We start from the raw sequence: 16,512 nt of genomic DNA, 5'->3' as shown, positions 1-16,512 counted from the left end.
GGCGCCTTGCCGGTGCTGGTGTCTCCCCACAGCTCGAACGCTTCACTCCGGCTCCAAGGCCGGATCTCATTGCGGCCGGTGGCTGCACCTCGTCCCGGCCGTCGCGCTGGGCTTCACTCCGGCTCCAAGGCCGGACCTCATTGCGGCTACCTGGGAATGCACTGGGCCCACCGCCGAGAGCCCGGGCTTCACTCCGGTTCCAAGGCCGGACTTCATTGCGGCAATCTCCCGATAGAGGCACGCACCGCAGAACAGCGCGCTTCACCTCGGCTCCACTGCCGAGCTTCATTGCGGCGCGTTCATCGTCGGCGAGCAGGCGCTACGCATCCCGGCTTCACCTCGGCTCCACCGCCGAGCTTCATTGCGGTCAGTTCCGCCCCTACCCCGGCACTCCCGAGTGGGGGCGCTTCACCGCGGCTCCGCCGCCGAGCCTCATTGCGGCAACTACGTTCAAGCTTTCGCCGATTTCATCGCCGAGCTTCATCTCGGCTCCACCGCCGAGCCTCATTGCGGCCCGAAGCACTTCCCAGACCACCCAGCACGTCAGCCTTCACCTCGGCTCCAACGCCGAGCCTCATTGCGGCGGAGCACCAGACCCGGACATGATGGCCCTGGCCGACTTCACCTCGGCTCCAACGCCGAGCCTCATTGCGGCGCGTGGTACATGCGAAGTCGCAACGCCGCCGCCGCGCTTCACCTCGGCTCCAACGCCGAGCCTCATTGCGGCGGCTCGGACGACTACCCGACCGCGTGGGAGATCAGCTTCACCTCGGCTCCAACGCCGAGCCTCATTGCGGCCTGTCCAATGGGAGCCTGCTGCCGTTCGCCGTGCACGCTTCACCTCAGCTCCAACGCTGAGCCTCATTGCGGCGACGCTGACGAGCCGGTGACCGCGTCCCTGGGTGCGCTTCACCTCGGCTCCAACACCGAGCCTCATTGCGGCTGATTCGGCAGGGAGCCGAGGGCATCGCGGGCGCTGATGCTTCATCTCGGCTCCAGCGCCGAGCTTCGTTGCGGCGTGTCCCTGGCTCAGGGGGCGCCGAAGAACATTCAGGGGCTCCATCCTGGTTTCATCGCCGGGCTTCATTGCGGCTGCTCCTCCCACACCCGGTCCACGTACCCCTGCTCCGCTCCATCCCGGCTCCAGCGCCGGGCTTCATTGCGGCGTCGGGTGGGCGCTCGCCGGTGTCGGCCTGGCCGTGGCTTCACTCCGCCTCCAAGGCCGGACCTCATTGCGGCTACACCAACAACTACGTGCCGAAGGCGTGGGCGGTGGCTTCACTCTGGCTCCAGCACCGGACCTCATTGCGGCGCGCGCAGCCACTCCCCGTAAGTGAGGCCGCAGCCTGGCTCCATCCCGGTTCCAGCGCCGGGCTTCATTGCGGCCCGCACGCCGAACGACGAGCCCTGGCCGGCGCCTAGCTCCATCCCGGCTCCATCGCCGGACTTCATTGCGGCGACTCCGAGGGTTGGGGATCCGACGAGACGACCCAGCTCCATCTCGGCTCCATCGCCGGGCTTCATTGCGGCGCCCGAACGGCCGACCAGGTGATCCGCGCACTGGGTCGCTTCACTCCGGCTCCAGCGCCGGACCTCATTGCGGCCAGGAGACCGAAGCTCACCAGTTGGCCTACCCGGTGAGCTTTACTCCGGCTCTAACGCCGGACCTCATTGCGGCCTGCCGCTATACGACAAGACCCGCCAGTTCCGCGTGCTTCACTCCGGTTCCATCGCCGGGCTTCATTGCGGCGGTCTGGAGTGGGCGCAAAACGTCGCCACCGTCGGCGCTCCATCCCGGCTCCAGCGCCGGGCTTCATTGCGGCACCGCTGCCGGCGTCGTGATCGCCCTGATCCTCGGGCTCCATCCCGGCTCCATCGCCGAGCCTCATTGCGGCCCCACCTACAGCCAAGCCGTTCGGGTGGCCGGCACTGCCTTCATCTCGGCTCCACCGCCGAGCCTCATTGCGGTCACCACCAGCTCTTGCCGTACACCTCGGAAGCGAGCTTCATCTCGGCTCCACTGCCGAGCCTCATTGCGGCTTCGAGGAGGAGGCCAAGTCGCCGCAGTTGGGCGGGCTCCATCTCGGCTCCACCGCCGAGCCTCATTGCGGCGACATCACGGTGGCCCTGCTCGTCGATCACCTGCTCGCCTCACCTCGGCTCCACTGCCGAGCCTCATTGCGGCGTCGTTGAACGGCCTGGCGAGGAGCCTGAGCTGCTGCGCTTCACCTCGGCTCCAACGCCGAGCCTCATTGCGGCGACTGGGGCGGCTCCGCCTCGATCGCGTGGATCGAGCTTCACCTCGGCTCCAACGCCGAGCCTCATTGCGGCGCTGTCCTGCTGGAGATCCCCGCCCCGGAGCGGGTGCTTCACCTCGGCTCCAGCGCCGGACCTCATTGCAGCGCCGCCTGGGTAACGATCATCTCGGGTTGGCGTGAGCCGCTTCACTCCGGCTCCAGCACCGGACCTCATTGCGGCTCTTGGGACGAGGCCACCGCGATGATTCAGCAGCAGCTCCAGCCCGGTTTCATCGCCGGGCCTCATTGTGGGGCGTTGACGTTGGTCAGCTCCTGCTGCATAGCCGCAGCTTCATCCCGGTTTCATCGCCGGGCCTCATTGTGGGGCGTTGACGTTGGTCAGCTCCTGCTGCATAGCCGCAGCTTCATCCCGGTTTCACTGCCGGGCCTCATTACGGGGGCGGCACGTTGACGTTCGCCCGGGTCAAGATGCTGTTTCACTCCGGCTTTGCCGCCGGACCTCATTGCGGCAACCCCGGTGCCCCCGACTGGGACAGGTGCCTCAAGCCTTCTATCCCGGCCTCACGGCTGGGCCTCATTGTGGGTTGTAGGCGCACACGACCTCGACCACCAGGCGCTGCACGTAAGGGAACGGCTGGTACTTCAGGCCACTGTGTCGGTCTATGGGCCTCTACCTACCCGAATGACCGGGTGGGGGTCTCCCTGGCAGGGCCGTTTAACGGTGGGGGGGTCGATCATTGTCAAGAGGACTGGCCGGATCGGGCCGAGCCGCCACTAGGGCACGGGGCACGAGGCCGCCAAGCCGACGGGAGCATGCCGCAGGGCTGACCACAAGGCAGGGCCACCGCCGGACGACGTCGATACGGCATGTCCTGTGTTCCCTGTCGACCACGCCGACCGTTGGTAGGGGCGTGGTTCATCCGAAGTAGTTGGGCGCCGATTCCTCATTCTGTCTCCATAATCAGTATTATGGAGACATGATGGCCGCTGTTGATCTCCGTGCTGGCACCGTCGACCGTCCCCACTCCGGGGTCCGCCGGTGGCTCACCGACGCCGAGCGCGCCCACCTGTCCGAGCCGCAGGCCGCCCGGCTGTCGCTGGCCCGGTCTATCGGTGAGGACTCGCCAGCAGCCGGACCGGTCGAGACGTGGCTGAACACCATCGACTCCAACAACACCCGCGCCGCCTACGCCACCGACGTCCGCGCGTTCATCGAGTGGCTGAGGGAGCGCCACGGCATCACCGCCGACGACGCCCCGGTCAACCTGCTCGCCGTGACCATGGACGTGGTCGCCGCCTACGCCGACGCCATGCGCGAGATGACCGGCCGCTACGGCAAACCCCTGTCGGCCACGACCCGCGCCCGCCGCCTGTCGTCGCTGTCGGCGCTCTACAAGCACCTCGCCGCCCGCGCCGTGGTCCCGGCCAATCCTGTCCGCGAGCTGGAGCGCCCGAAGGTCAGCCACGACGGCAAGACCCCGGCACGGGACACGAGCGAGATGGGCCGCCTGATCCAGGCCGCCGAGAACAGCCCGCGAGACCTCGCCTTGGTGCTGCTGCTGTACGTCTCGGCCTTCCGGGTCACCGAGGTCTGCCGAGCCCGTGCCGAGCACCTGATCCGTGAGGGCGGCCGGACCCTGCTCGTCGTCCCGACCAAGGGCGGTAAGAGCCGGACCGAGCCGCTCGACCCCGCCGTGGTCGAAGTGCTGGAGTTGGCCATGGACGGGCGCACCACCGGCTCGCTGCTGCTGTCTGACAACGGCCAGACCCTCGCCCGGCACCATGTCCCGCCGATTCTCCGGCGCCTGGCCAAGGCCGCCGGGCTCGACAACCCCGACGCGGTCCGCCCGCACGTCATGCGCACCTCGGCAGCAACGGCTTGGCTGGAATCTGGGCAGCCCCTTCAGCGGGTCCAGCACAAGCTGAAGCACGCCTCATCCACGACCACCGAGCGCTACCACCGCCGTTCTCGCGGAGTCGCCGAAGACGCCGCGCTCTCGGCCGCCCTGGTCGCCGAACTTCCCCTTGGCGACGTCCTGGCCCACCTGCGTAGCGAGCACGCGAGCCCGGCCGCAGAGGGGACAACCCGGTGACTGGTCTGTAGGCCGGTTACCTGACTGACGGCCCCGAAGCCGAAGAGCGCTCGTTCCCTGCTGCTGGGGCGGGCGCTCTCGTCGCGACCGGGGCTAAGCGCGCTTCCAACGCCACTGACCGTTGGCGTACCGGGAGCACGTGTACCTGCGGTTGGTGGCCTTGGCGTAGCCGTACTTACCGCGTGCGGCTGCCGGGCAGTAGGCGCCCGGCGTGATGCACTTCCACGAGTTACCGGATCGCCGGTACTGGCACGCGGCGGACACTGAAACGGCAGGGGCCTGGACGACCGTCGCCGACGCGGGCAGGGCCTACGGCGGCCGGTGCGATCAGGGCGCTGCTGACTAGGGCGGCCGACACGAGCAAGTTCTTGAGCAAGGGGGATCTCCAGGGGGGATGCGTGCTCTCTGTAGGATTCGCCAGCAGCGCGGCCGGTCTGCCGGGGGGATGCCAGTAGGCCGGATCCGGCCACTGCCCCAGGCCGCCAGGCACACGACCGCACCCAGGCCCCGGTAAACGTATAGTTGCCGCCTACGGGTAGTCGGTAGGCCGCGGTAACCCTCCCTGCACGTGAACGGGCCGGTGTCGACGTGGTTCCGAGTACGAGGGATGGCATGATGCCGTCCTGCTGGAGCTCAGCCCAAGCGTGCGCCGATTTTCTGGCCAGGATCCGGTTGCGTCATGCGGATGGTCTGCGGTCAGGATCCGGTGCTGGCCATGGTCCCGGTCCTCATGGAGGTCTGGTAGACGGAGCGCATCAAGTATGCGCCGATTTTTCGGGCTAAAGACTCCTAACAAAAGTAGTGGGCTGGACCTGGTCAGCGGTCGGTGTCGTGTACGAGGCCGCCGGGCGGCGGGACGGGGTCAGCCGTGCCATCGCACGCGATAAACCCGGCGACAGTCGGTGGTCATCCCGCGATAATGGTCGATGTGGAGGAGGTCGAGGTCGTCGTCGCGCATCACGAGCGCGCAACCCTGCGCGTCGGAGACGTGTTCCTGAAGATCGACGCTGATCAGACGCGCGCCGACGTCGAGGTCGAGGCGATGGCCATGGCGCCGATCCCGACTCCGGAGGTCCTGTGGCGGAAGCCACCCGTGCTCGCGCTCGCCGCCCTCCCGGGGACGGCACTCGGCCGTCTCGGTGAGCGGTCGACCGCGTCGCCGGCGGCGTGGGCCGCGGCGGGTGCCGCCGCACGGAAGCTGCACGACGCGCCGCTGCCGCCATGGCCCGGTCGGAGCCTTGATGAGCTCGCATCGGATCTCGACGGCGAATGCGAGTGGCTCGTCACGAACGGCGTCCTCCCCGCCGACCTGGTCACGCGCAACCGCCGGGTCGCCGAGGCTGCGCTCCGGCCGTGGACACCGGTGTTCACCCACGGCGACCTGCAAATCAGCCACGTGTTCGTCGACGGTGACGAGATCACCGGCGTGGTCGACTGGTCCGAGGCGGGCCAGGGCGATGCCCTGTACGACCTCGCCGTCTTGACGCTCGGACACGAGGAGCACCTTGGCGACGTCGTCGCCGGCTACGGCACCGACGTTGATCTCGACGTGATCCGCGCGTGGTGGTCGCTGCGAAGCATGCTGGCGGTCCGCTGGCTTGTCGAGCACGGCTTCGACCCGTCCTCGTCAGGCTGCGAGGTCGACGTGCTGAGATCCCGGCTGTGAGGCTGCACGAGCCCGACGGCTACGAGTAGTCCTAAGGGCTCCTGACAAGGTGTGTCGCGGAGTCGTCGCCGGCAGATGATGGCGCAGCCCAGGGTGAGGAAGGCTTCGTGGATGTCGTCGCGGATCTCCCAGCGGATGCGCAGGCGGCGAGACCGGTGCAGCAACGCGAACGCGGCTTCGGCGACCCAGCGGTAGATGCCGAGGCTGGAGCCGTGCTCGGTGCCGCGGCGGGCGATGACCGGGGTGATTGCCAGCGCGCGGACCTGGCGGCGGTACTTGTCGTGGTCGTAGCCGCGGTCGGCATACACCCGTTCCGGACGCTGGCGCGGGCGCCCACGCTTGCCCCGGATCGGCGGCACGGCCTGCAGCAGCGGGATCAGGTGGGTCACGTCGTTGCGGTTGCCGCCGGTCACGGTGGCAGCCAGCGGGATACCGTGCGCTTCGACGATGACGTGGTGCTTGCTGCTGGTCCGGCCTCGGTCGACCGGCGACGGACCGGTCTTGGCCCCGCCCTTCATCGCCCGCACGTGCAAGCCGTCGGCCGCGGCCCGAGAGAAGTCCAGCAGGTCCGCGGCCCGCAGCTCGGCCAGCAGCACCTCGTGCAGCCGCTGCCGGACTCCGGCGTCGTTCCAGTCCCGCAGCCTGCGCCAGCACGTCATGCCCGAGCCGAATCCCAGCTTCTGGGGCAGGAACTCCCAACGGCTCCCGGTGTGTAGCACGAACAAGATGCCGCACAGCACCTTGCGGTTATCCGAACGCGGGCGCCCTGGGCGCTTCAAGTTGCGCTTGATTTGAGGCAACAGCGGCGCGATCCGCTCCCATAGCCCGTCCTCAACCTCCCGCGGTCGGCGCACGGTCGTCTTCTTCTCTGCTGTCTCACACCTCCGGCGGCCCATCAACGAAAGCTGATACACCCGCATTCCAGCAGGTCAGATACCCCACTTTTGTTAGGAGTCCTTACGACCTCGTGCATGATTGCGATGAAGGCGTGGTTCGCTGAGGCGACACTTTTTTGATCATGCTTTCTGTCCTCGGAGCCGGGTGGATGCAGTCTGCTGATCGGATAGAAGCGCAGCCACGGCGCGGATGGTTTCGGGCAGGTGGTCGCGGCGGCCGTGGTGGCGCGCCAAGGCCCTCCAGTTTTAGGTGGGCGATGCCGTGCTCGACGGGAATGCGCCGGGAGGAGTGCGCGTGCCGGGCTGCATCGTGATGGGCCATCAGCCATTGGACGTGTTCCAGGTTCCTGCCGCGCCGTTTGCGAGGTGAGGTGAGGATCTGACCTGCGGTCTGGCTGTTCAGACCCTGATAGCCGGCGTCAGCGAGGATCTGCAGGCCGTGGGTGTCGGCCAGCAGGTCAACCAGTCCGGACCGGCGAGCTTGGGTGATGTCGGCGACCGATCCGGGACGGGTTTCGCCGCAAAACAGCAGCTCCCCTTGGAGGTTGGTGAGGACCATCGTCTTCATCGTGTTCATCCGGCTTTTGCCGGAGACGAAGCGATCTCGTTCGGGGGTGCCGGCGGCTGGGCGGCGGACGCGGATCTCCGTGGCGTCCAAGATCGCTTCTTGACCGCTGTCTCCCAGGTAGGCGATCACATCGGCCGAAGTTCGTAAGCGTTGGCCCGTGGTGATGCTGCACCCTCGGTCAGCCGGTAAGGGGCGGATCTGGTGGATGGCGCGGGTGATGGTGGAGCGGGTGATGGTGGAGCGGTCGACGCCGAACCGGCAGCCCAGCACGTCATGGGTGACGCCGTGGCGCAGGTGCACCAGCGTGGCCAGCAGTCGATCGACGAACATCAGCTTGTGTTCAGCGCCGGCACCGAGGTTGCGTCGTCGTAGGCGACCGGCGAGCGCGGCTTGGTGCCGGGCCTGCCACAACGGTCCGATCTCGGCTACCAACTGCGCGATCACTTCGACCGACAGACCCGTAATCCGCCGGTTCTTCAAGATGATCGCGCGTGCGAGTGTTCTCACCACATCTGGCCCAACGAGCCGAGAGCCCAGAAGCCACGGCTAATCATGCACGAGGTCGTTAGACAGATCCATTTCTTCTTCCGCGTCCGCTCACCGGATCAACTGCTGGCCACCGTCGTCCCGTGGACCAGCCCCTGACTCCCGGTCGGTTACAAGCGGAACTTCTGGAATACCGCTTAGCACGATTGTCAGCCTCAGATGGTTCACCATAATGCGCATCTCCGCGCCTACATGCCACAGGGCCTGGGTGAGCGAGTTGCATTCGGCCAATTGGATGCCTGAGCCTCTCGATGCCCGCGGTTGTTCGCGGAACGTCCTTGTCCGGCGCGCGCCCCTTGGCCTTGTGCCGTGTCTCATGATGTAGGCGCATCTCGCGATCAAGGAATTCCGAGGCTTACAACATCACGAGCTCAACCTCAGGAGAAATTTTTGCCAGCTTAGATGTTGCTATCTGGCTTGGACGCGTAAAGGATAGAATGGCTTACGTTACGCTACCAGCTCGCGACGGTCTGCTATCGGAGCTCGATCGAGGGAGAAAATATGAGGACATTTTTGGAGACAGTGGCAGTTCACTTCATTGGAAGTGTTAACTGGACAGTTTTCCATATGACCAGGGGGCGTATCGTGCTGTATAGGTTCGGCAGCTTGCCCAGCCTTTCCCTTACGATGATCGAGCACCGGACAACAAAGTTACGCACCTTCTCAGTTCGCTATTTAAGCGATGGCGGCGATTACATTGCACTGGTAAGTGGCGTCGAAAAACGCCCAAAATGGGTAAATGAATTACTCAATATGAAATATGGCGGGATTGTAACTGTCGAAATTTGTGAGCAAACTTTTGATGTTGTCGCATCGGAAATAAATGAGGAATATCGTGACGGACTTCTAGGTCGCCTTTGTGAAAATCTCCCTCTAGGTGAACGCTACGAGATTAGAAGCAGGCGCTATGCGCCACTGGTTCGCCTGAAGAGGATTGCTTCTTATTGATTTAGGCAGAAATGTCCGCAGGTGCGGTATGATTCGACACCTGCGGACATATTTATTTCCTTATATAAGACGCCTTTCCTCTCCTCGGTTGATAGTTAGAGAAGGAAAGTTTTTCCGGATGAGCTAGCTGGTGTCTAGTTTTATTCGCACCACCAGCTATTTGCTCCACTTGTGGCGACTTCGGCATTAGGGGCCCAGACGCCATTAACTTGCGTTATTATATAAGTTCTGGTCCGGTAGTAGTGAGGACCGTTAAGATCCTGCCTGCAGTTGTAGGAGGTACTGGACTTCGAGCCGCTTCCTACGTTGCATCCCCACTTCACTGGACCGTTGGCGACAACGGTCCAAATCCCGTTTATCTTCAGTTCGAGGTCGGTTTCCGTGCGGCAGTCGTCCGGCTTTTTCGGTGTACACCAATTTATGTAGCCCTCAGCGCGGATCGGAGCTTTATTGTACACGAGCGTGAAAGGAGGTTCTGCTATGACAGTGCAGCCAATTATGTCGGCTGCTTTGGCCTGTCCTTTTTCGTCCGTGGTCGTTCCGGAGTACACCGAGCCAGGGCCTGCAGTGACCTCAGGCTGGCCAGGTAGAGGCGGTGAATCATCGGATTGATTACTGCTTACCGACGGGGAAGGAATGGGGGCGGCGATGGCCGGCGATGCTGCGCCGAGCAGCAACATCGCCAACGAAATAGTGATGGCGGATTTTTTTCCGATTTTCACTTTGATCTCCTTGTGTAGAAATTGAATTTAGCTAGGAGTTGTGCGTTGTTCGAATAACTCTCCTTTTCGGAGTGCGTCACCCTGGGGCCCTACATGAATCTCAACATGGGGGATCTTGAATGTCAATGCGGCCGTATTTGTTTACTGAGGGCGATGCTTTGAACCCAAAGTGTCGCGAAAGAAGCGTATGGAGTACATAATCGGACCCTTAGTAACGCTGAGTTCTAGACAGTTTGCGCGCGCGGCGGTCGACTAGCTGATAGTCCTCACCCCTGTTCGCTCGGTAGTAATTTGTGAATATGACTGCAAGTTATATTATGTTGTCCGCTAATGACTCTAGCCTTGAGCTTAAGGGCGCCCATACGGGTGGACCATCCCTAATTGCTGGGGCTGAAATGGTGATGGCGTAGACCCTGACGTGCTTTGATTACCGGATATATCGACGTCGTGAGATACGCACAAGGCGAAGGGCTATCCGCTGAGCGAAGAGCTTTTTGCGAGCGACTGTGGAGCGGCTCGTCCGCGCTAGGGCACGTATTTGGTTGCGATCAAAGGACGGCCCGGGTGAGGTTTTTGATTCAGATCATTGCGGCGCGAAGGTGGAGGTCGGCGAGGTAGTTCTCAGGGGTCTTGTCGTAGCGGGTGGCGATGCCTCGCCAGGTCTTCAACTTGTTGATCAGGCGCTCGACGGTATTCCGCTCGTTGTAGAAGTCGGTGTCGTGGCTGACAGGCTGGCCGCCTTTGCCGTCCTTGTTCTTGCGGTTGGCGGCCTGGTCCCTCTTCCGCAGGATGACCGCCTTGATGCGGCGTTTCCGTAGGTAGGTGTGGTTGCCGCGGGAGGAGTGGGCCTTGTCGGCGGCGCCCGCGTCAGGGGCGGGTGCGGGGACGGCCAACCGGCCCGCGGACCCGTATTTTCTTGAGCACGGGGATGAACCGCGGGCTGTCCGCGCTCTGCCCCGCGGTCACGACGAACGCCGGTGGACGGCATTTCCGGTCGGCGGCGAGGTGGATCTTGCTGGTCTGCCCGCTCCTCGATCGTCCGAGCAGGGCAGCTTTCAGCCGGAGCTTGCGGCGGCGCCGGATGCGTTGCCGTTCTTCCCTTCCCGTCTTTGCGGGCCGCCCCCTTTTGCCAAGTCTTCTCCTGCTCAGCAGTCTTCTCCAAGGCGGCGATGACGTCCTGGCCGAGATGTGTCCAGGCGGCGTTGTGGTGGTCCCGGGCGGTGGTGGAGTCCACACCGGCCGGGGGCAAGTCCACCTCGCCGCGTTGTGCGGCTTCCGCGATCAGGCCTCCGCAGGGCTTCGAAGACGCCGGCGTCCCTGCACTGCCGGAAGCAGTTGCGGACAGTCGACCAGGCGCCGAACTCCTTGGGCATCTTCCGCTACTGCCCGCCCGTCCTGAACCGCCAGATCACGCCCTCAAACTGCTGCCGTAGCCGCTCGGGGTACGGGCCGTACCTGCCGATCGGCAGGTACGGCTCAATGAACTCCCACTCCTCGTCTGTCGGTTGGACCCGCGTCATACAAGACGACCTACCGAATCAGGCCCCGCCCCAAGGGCAAATCCCGCAGATCGATCACAACTCGATACGCATCCTAGTAGAGAGGCTCATTGAGGGGATCTCTATGATTTTGGCCCGACAGGGGTTGGGGACTTGTAAGACGTAGGTGGAGATTCCCCGTTTGCGGCGGCATTAGCAGCCTGCAATATTTCGGGTTGTATTGAGTAGGAACGCCCATTAGATAATACTGCTGATATATCTTTAACTGGGAGTCGACTGACTGGAATGAAGAACCATTTATTTGGTTGGGATGGGTGGGCGTATGTGCGTTGCCGGTGAGATCCGGATGCGTCGGAAAGATAGAGCTCGCGTACTTCGCCCCTAACCCCACCGTAGAGGAAGACTTTCTTGTCATCCATAACTTCCATTGCCATATTAATAGGGTGAGCTTTTGGTAACTCAATGCCGCAGGCGGGAGTCCCTTGGCGACTAGATGAATCGACGGCGATGCAGAAATCCCCATTACCGTCATGGAAGGCAACTAACGACCAACGAGTACCGTCGACTGTGGTGGACCCAAGAGTCTTAGTCTCGGTAAGGCTGGCTGGCCGCTTGCCAACTTTCTCCCGGATATCTTTAGGTACAGGCTCAGATCTAGGCGTGACGGTTTCGGATGCTTTCTTGGAACTGTCTGCTGGAGCAACAGGCTCGGCCTGCGTACACCCTGAGAGAGCCATTACTGCAATCAATAATGAGCCAGCATGACGAAGCGATTTAATGTTTCCTCCGTAGTAAAATATGGAACCCCCGTAGTCTCCTGTTTGGGGTCTACGGGGGAGAAGAATTGCTAATTCCAGTACAGCCAAACATCGGACCAGACTAGGCGTGGAGAATCAAACTCCTGAATAAGTCCCGCGAATTGGCCGCTAAAATTCTTCCAGGGACTGCATGTTCCTGACTTGGGGCCATAGTAGACAGGGCTCGCCCAGGCAAATGTTCCTGGCCTGTTCAGATAGAGTCGATAACCATAGTCTTGATCGTTGTTTTGCGCATTGAAGCACATTTGTGCGTTCGAAGTTGCATTCTTCGAGGGAGTGTGGTCCCCATTGTCTGGACTGACTGTCTGAATGTAATGAGGGCCCGATGATCCGCCTAGCAGCCCCTTCTTCCCAGTGTCGTTGGGGTGAGGCTCTGAGTCCGGAACGGGCGGGTCGGTCGGAGTGTCGCCGATGTCAACCTTAGGGTCGACAGGCACCAACCCTCCTTCCTGGGACCAAGGGTGAGGAATCGGATCGTTGGAGGTGGTCGCAGATGCAGGAGTTTGGATTGCAGTACTCAGCAACGCTACAGCGAATGCCGATAGTGCGAGGGCTGATCTGCTGATACCCGTCACGTTTCTCCTTGGTTGGTCTAGTGATCAACAAGGGAGACAGTAACTCGACAAGTAGGATAATGCAAGATATCTAGAAAAGCGGGAATTTGGGTCAAGTCGGTTCCTACATTAGGGGATTTCGGGCTGTAAAATTCTCGCACCGTGTGCAACGCTAAAACTCCGCAGAGTGATACAACGTCTATCTGAATACTGCTAACTCTGCTAGATAGTTAAGTAAAAATTAATATTTAAAACATATGGTTGGTTATGGAAGGAGGCTGAGGCGGCTTGGACGGACAAGTGGGGGTGCGTAGGCGCAGTTTGGTGCCGACCTGCTGCTGGGATATGGGTGCCGGGCCTGCACCAAGCTCGGCGTCAAGCATCCTGACCGACTCCAGCTGGTCGTGGGCGAGCATGTGGGCCTCGTCGATGACTAAGCGGCATTCCAGAAGTTCCGCTTGTAACCGGCCGGGAGCCAGGGGCTGGTCCACGGGGCGGCGGTGGCCGGCAACTGCTCCGGTGAACGGGCGGGAAGAAGGAATGGATCTGTCTGAGACGGCCGGGCCAGGTGACGGCGGTGTTGGCGATGAACGCCTTGAGCGCGGCCCAGATCCGCTCGACCAGGTTGTCGTGCGGGCTGTAGCGCGCTCCGTACAGCACCTCCACCCGCGGGTGTGTCTCCAAGTAGCACGCGACGGTCCGAGCGTGGTGGATGCTGTCGTTGTCGCAGATCACCACGGTCTTCGGCGCGGCCGGAAAGGCGGCGGCCACCTCATCCAGCAGGCGCAGGAAGGGCCGCGCACCGGCGGCCCAGCCGATACACCCATCGCCCCATGGTCAGCTCCACGGCGCCGAACACGGTGACCTGCCGGTTCTTGCCCGGCGTGACGACGGCCGGACGATCGGCGCGCACCGTTCACCCTGATCGGATGTGCGGCAGCAAGTGCACATGGGTCTCATCGGCGGCCCAGACCACCGCCCCGCGCGGCAGGGCACGCAACCGCTCGGCGATAGCGGCCACCGCCCGCCACCGGTCCGGATCGCCCTGGGCCACCAGCTTGGGACGCCGCCAGACGGACACCAGCCGTACCCGCCGGTACAACGTGCGCCTGCTTAACCGGGGCCGGTTCAGGTAGCGCCACAGCCGCGCGAGGGTCCACGGCCCCGGCCGGGCCAGCAGCTTGGGATCCGGCCCATCAGGCGCTCGCCGCTCACGCGGGGGCGGCCGGGGCGGGGACGGTCGGCCAGTCCCGCCAGGCCGTGGCGGTTGAACCGGTCGATCCATCGGCGCACCGTGCCGGCGTCATAGCCGAGCAGGTCGGCGATCTGCGCCGCCGGCAGGCCGTGCAGCGACAGCAGGACCATCACCGCGCGTATCGCCTGCCGCCAGTGACCTCGCAGCTGGGCGTGTAATTGCTCGATCGAGGTGGCGGGGGCATTGGCGAACAGGATGGGCGGACGCATACTGACCACGACCTCGCCGGTGGGTGGACGTTGTGGCAACCTTGATCCAACCCCCGGCGAGGCCCGTGTCATGTCCTCATGCCCCCGGCGATCTCACGCCTGGTTACGTGCAGAACTTCTGGATAGGCGCTTAGGTATCCTCGGCAGGCCCAGGCGCCGGGCGTACGGGATTCTCTGCCCCGCACGTGGTACACCGCTTGTCCCCCGTGCTTGACCCTAGGTCGTACTCCTTCACGATCTCAGGATGGTCGCAGGGCGGATTTCCCTGCTCGGCCCAACGCAGCCTCATGAGGTCGGCGTCGTTCATCTGGACCATGGGGGCCTGCTCTCGCTGGAGGACGCGTCCTAGCTGTAGTACCCGTGGGCGTGGCTAATTACCTCCGCGCGCCGACGGTTTGGCGCCATGCAGGTCCGTGGATGCTCTGGGAGGTGTCTCGGATGGGGCCGCAAATAATTGCCCGATTTTTTGACATGCGGAAACGTGGTCGGTGGCCGGGAAAGTCCGTTGCGGGCCAATGGTCTGGGACAAGCACTCGCGCCAGCTCTACAAGCAGAGCGTTGGCGTGGTTCTCCTCTGGGTCATCCGGGCAGTGTTCATAGCCGATGCCGATTTTCTACCCGGCGGTGTTGAGGGGGCTGTGAGTGGATGTCGACGAGGGCCAGGTGGACGCGCTCGTATTTTCCGCGATTTTCTGACCTGCGGTTTTGCGGCTCACAGAGGATTCCCATGCGGCCGGTGGATTTTTGCCGGCCGACTGTCGGGCCGTTACTGCCGGGGTAGCAGGTCGTCCACTCGCCCGAGCTGGAACGCCGCGTTGTGCTGTGGGCGGGCAGATCCTGCGTGGGGACGAGGGGCGGACGGCAGTTGCCTCGACTCGCGCAGGTCCTCGGCCCACTCCTTGACCTGAGCGACGGTCGGGATGCGCTGGAGCCTGTGGACGTATGACCCAGGCACGCTTTCCCTCCGGATCTTCAACCAGTCGTAGTCGCACAGGGCCCGCACATGCTCCCCGATTTCCGCGCGGGTCCAGCCGCTGTGCCGCTCCAGCTGCGCCGTGGGCACCTCGACCTCCGGGTGCCCCTCGCCGAGCCGGGCCAACAGCAGCCAGAGCTGGACCGCACCGGGCGGTACGAAACCCTCGATCAAGGCCGTGGGGACGACCGGGTATTCGTCGTCGGGGAACAAGACCTCCGAGTACGGCGCGGCCCGGAAGGCTGGTGTGTCGCGGGTCATTCTGGCTCCTCTCGGCCACGCGCTGTGGTCATGACTCCTTAGCTGGCCATCCGCTCGCGGTACATGGCGAGACGGTTCGCGGCGTTGGTCGGGTCCGAGCAGTCGATCACGCCAGGGACCTGGTCAGCGTCCGGGAAGTCGGCCTCGTGCCCCTCGTCGTCGTCCTTCGGCTCCTCCTCGTCGTCCTCGTCCACCCACTCGTCCAGGATCTTGACGATGAAGTCGGCCAGATAGTCGGTGCCGTACGTCGCCAGCGTGTCGTCCACGATCTTGACCGTTGCCTCTTCGCCGAGGCACGCGACAGCTACGCGGATATCACGCCAGATCGACTGGTAGATCTCATCGTTGTCGTTGACCCACTCACGAGCTGCATCTCCGAGAACGGCAGTCAGCCACTTGCGAGCGACACGAGCCGTGGCCGAAAGGATCGCCTGCTTCTCGTCGTGTTCCTCGGCGACCTTGACCATGACCGGCGTACGGATCAGGCGGTACTCGTTCTTCCCAAGGGGATCCGGCCGACGCGACTCCAGAAGACCGGCCTCCTTGAGCTCGTTCAGGTAAACCCGGATCTGACGCTGCTGCACGCCCATGTACTTGGCCAGCGCGCTCTGAGAGGACCAGGCCCATTCGTGGGTCCGGCCGATCCTGTCGAGCATGAGCCACAGCCGGAGGGCTCCGGACGAAATCGGGCTGGCCGTCATGGAGAGGAAGATCTTGGCGTGAGCCTCACGGCTGACGACGTTCCGGCCGCGGTAGCTGTCGTCCTCGAACTCGACCTTGATCAGCTCGTACTTGTTACCGTCCTTGGTCCTGGTGACCTTGATCAGACCGAGCTTCTTCAACTCTGAAACCGCCCGGCCGATCGTCGCAACGCTGAGGCTGGAGAGCTTGGCGATTTCCTCGTTTGTCAGAACCGGCCAGAACTTCTTGGTCCACCGACCGTAGAGAACTGCCAGGACACGAATGCCATTGTGTGAAATCCGGTCCGACCAGATGGACGTTTCAGGGAGCTCGCCGAAGTACGTTTCGGGGCTCTGACCTGCTATTCTAGCCATAGATGAAGCCTCATCCTTCGTCTCGCCGGCCCGGAGTGTTTGCCGCACTCGCGGGCCTTTTCTTTTTAATTCCGTGAGCCGCTGTTTCGCGACCATGATCCAACGGTAGCAGGAGCCCAATTCTGGGAGTTAATGCCGCTAGGGCCGAGGACGTCGCCGAGCCCGAGAAAAAGGCATTCGAGTTGTGGTTT

Annotated in this window: 8 protein-coding genes and 3 pseudogenes; 3 read left to right on the top strand and 8 right to left on the bottom strand. The window is 63.3% G+C overall.

Annotated features, from left to right (window positions below; translation table 11 throughout):
- Nucleotides 1–1,968: 1,968 nt before the first annotated feature.
- Nucleotides 1,969–2,142 (bottom strand): hypothetical protein, encoded by a 174-nt coding sequence (locus CA984_RS49240; protein WP_423229297.1) that lies wholly within the window; start codon nucleotides 2,140–2,142, stop codon nucleotides 1,969–1,971.
- A 1,093-nt stretch (nucleotides 2,143–3,235) separates the two neighbouring features.
- On the opposite strand from CA984_RS49240, the gene CA984_RS11470 reads away from it, so the two are divergent.
- Nucleotides 3,236–4,351, top strand: coding sequence for a tyrosine-type recombinase/integrase (locus CA984_RS11470; protein WP_086571091.1), 1,116 nt, complete (start codon nucleotides 3,236–3,238; stop codon nucleotides 4,349–4,351).
- Between the two features lie 928 nt (nucleotides 4,352–5,279).
- Complete coding sequence (locus CA984_RS11465) at nucleotides 5,280–6,017, top strand: phosphotransferase family protein (protein WP_086571121.1); 738 nt, start codon at nucleotides 5,280–5,282, stop codon at nucleotides 6,015–6,017.
- A gap of 65 nt (nucleotides 6,018–6,082) precedes the next feature.
- Here the strand turns inward: CA984_RS11465 and CA984_RS11460 are convergent.
- Together CA984_RS11460 and CA984_RS11455 are read right to left on the bottom strand one after the other, a co-directional pair.
- Nucleotides 6,083–6,913: pseudogene (locus tag CA984_RS11460) on the bottom strand (IS5 family transposase); the annotation flags it as partial.
- Between the two features lie 61 nt (nucleotides 6,914–6,974).
- Complete coding sequence (locus CA984_RS11455; RefSeq protein WP_207620819.1) at nucleotides 6,975–7,988, bottom strand: transposase family protein; 1,014 nt, start codon at nucleotides 7,986–7,988, stop codon at nucleotides 6,975–6,977.
- A 606-nt stretch (nucleotides 7,989–8,594) separates the two neighbouring features.
- Here CA984_RS11455 and CA984_RS11450 point away from each other — a divergent pair.
- Nucleotides 8,595–8,975: a nitroreductase/quinone reductase family protein gene (locus tag CA984_RS11450; protein ID WP_165781206.1), complete on the top strand. Its 381-nt coding sequence runs from the start codon at nucleotides 8,595–8,597 to the stop codon at nucleotides 8,973–8,975.
- A gap of 140 nt (nucleotides 8,976–9,115) precedes the next feature.
- Here the strand turns inward: CA984_RS11450 and CA984_RS45450 are convergent, their stop codons facing one another.
- The 5 genes and pseudogenes from CA984_RS45450 to CA984_RS11415 all read right to left on the bottom strand — a co-directional run bounded on the left by CA984_RS45450 (nucleotide 9,116) and on the right by CA984_RS11415 (nucleotide 16,417).
- The gene (locus CA984_RS45450; RefSeq protein WP_133061629.1) at nucleotides 9,116–9,697 is read right to left on the bottom strand and encodes a hypothetical protein; all 582 of its coding nucleotides are present in this window, start codon (nucleotides 9,695–9,697) and stop codon (nucleotides 9,116–9,118) included.
- Nucleotides 9,698–10,275: 578 nt separating this feature from the next.
- A pseudogene (locus CA984_RS11445) lies at nucleotides 10,276–11,217 on the bottom strand (IS5 family transposase).
- Between the two features lie 1,784 nt (nucleotides 11,218–13,001).
- Nucleotides 13,002–14,032 (bottom strand): annotated as a pseudogene (locus CA984_RS49020) (IS630 family transposase).
- 766 nt (nucleotides 14,033–14,798) lie between these two features.
- Entirely contained in the window at nucleotides 14,799–15,266 is a 468-nt protein-coding gene (locus tag CA984_RS11420) for a hypothetical protein (protein WP_086571079.1), read from the bottom strand.
- 38 nt (nucleotides 15,267–15,304) lie between these two features.
- Nucleotides 15,305–16,417 (bottom strand): helix-turn-helix domain-containing protein, encoded by a 1,113-nt coding sequence (locus tag CA984_RS11415; RefSeq protein WP_108724560.1) that lies wholly within the window; start codon nucleotides 16,415–16,417, stop codon nucleotides 15,305–15,307.
- Nucleotides 16,418–16,512 lie beyond the last annotated feature (95 nt).

Source organism: Streptosporangium minutum, assembly GCF_002149035.1.
GTDB lineage: Bacteria > Actinomycetota > Actinomycetes > Streptosporangiales > Streptosporangiaceae > Streptosporangium > Streptosporangium minutum.
Note: the sequence above shows the minus strand (reverse complement) of the source record. Positions and strands in the feature narration are given on the sequence as shown.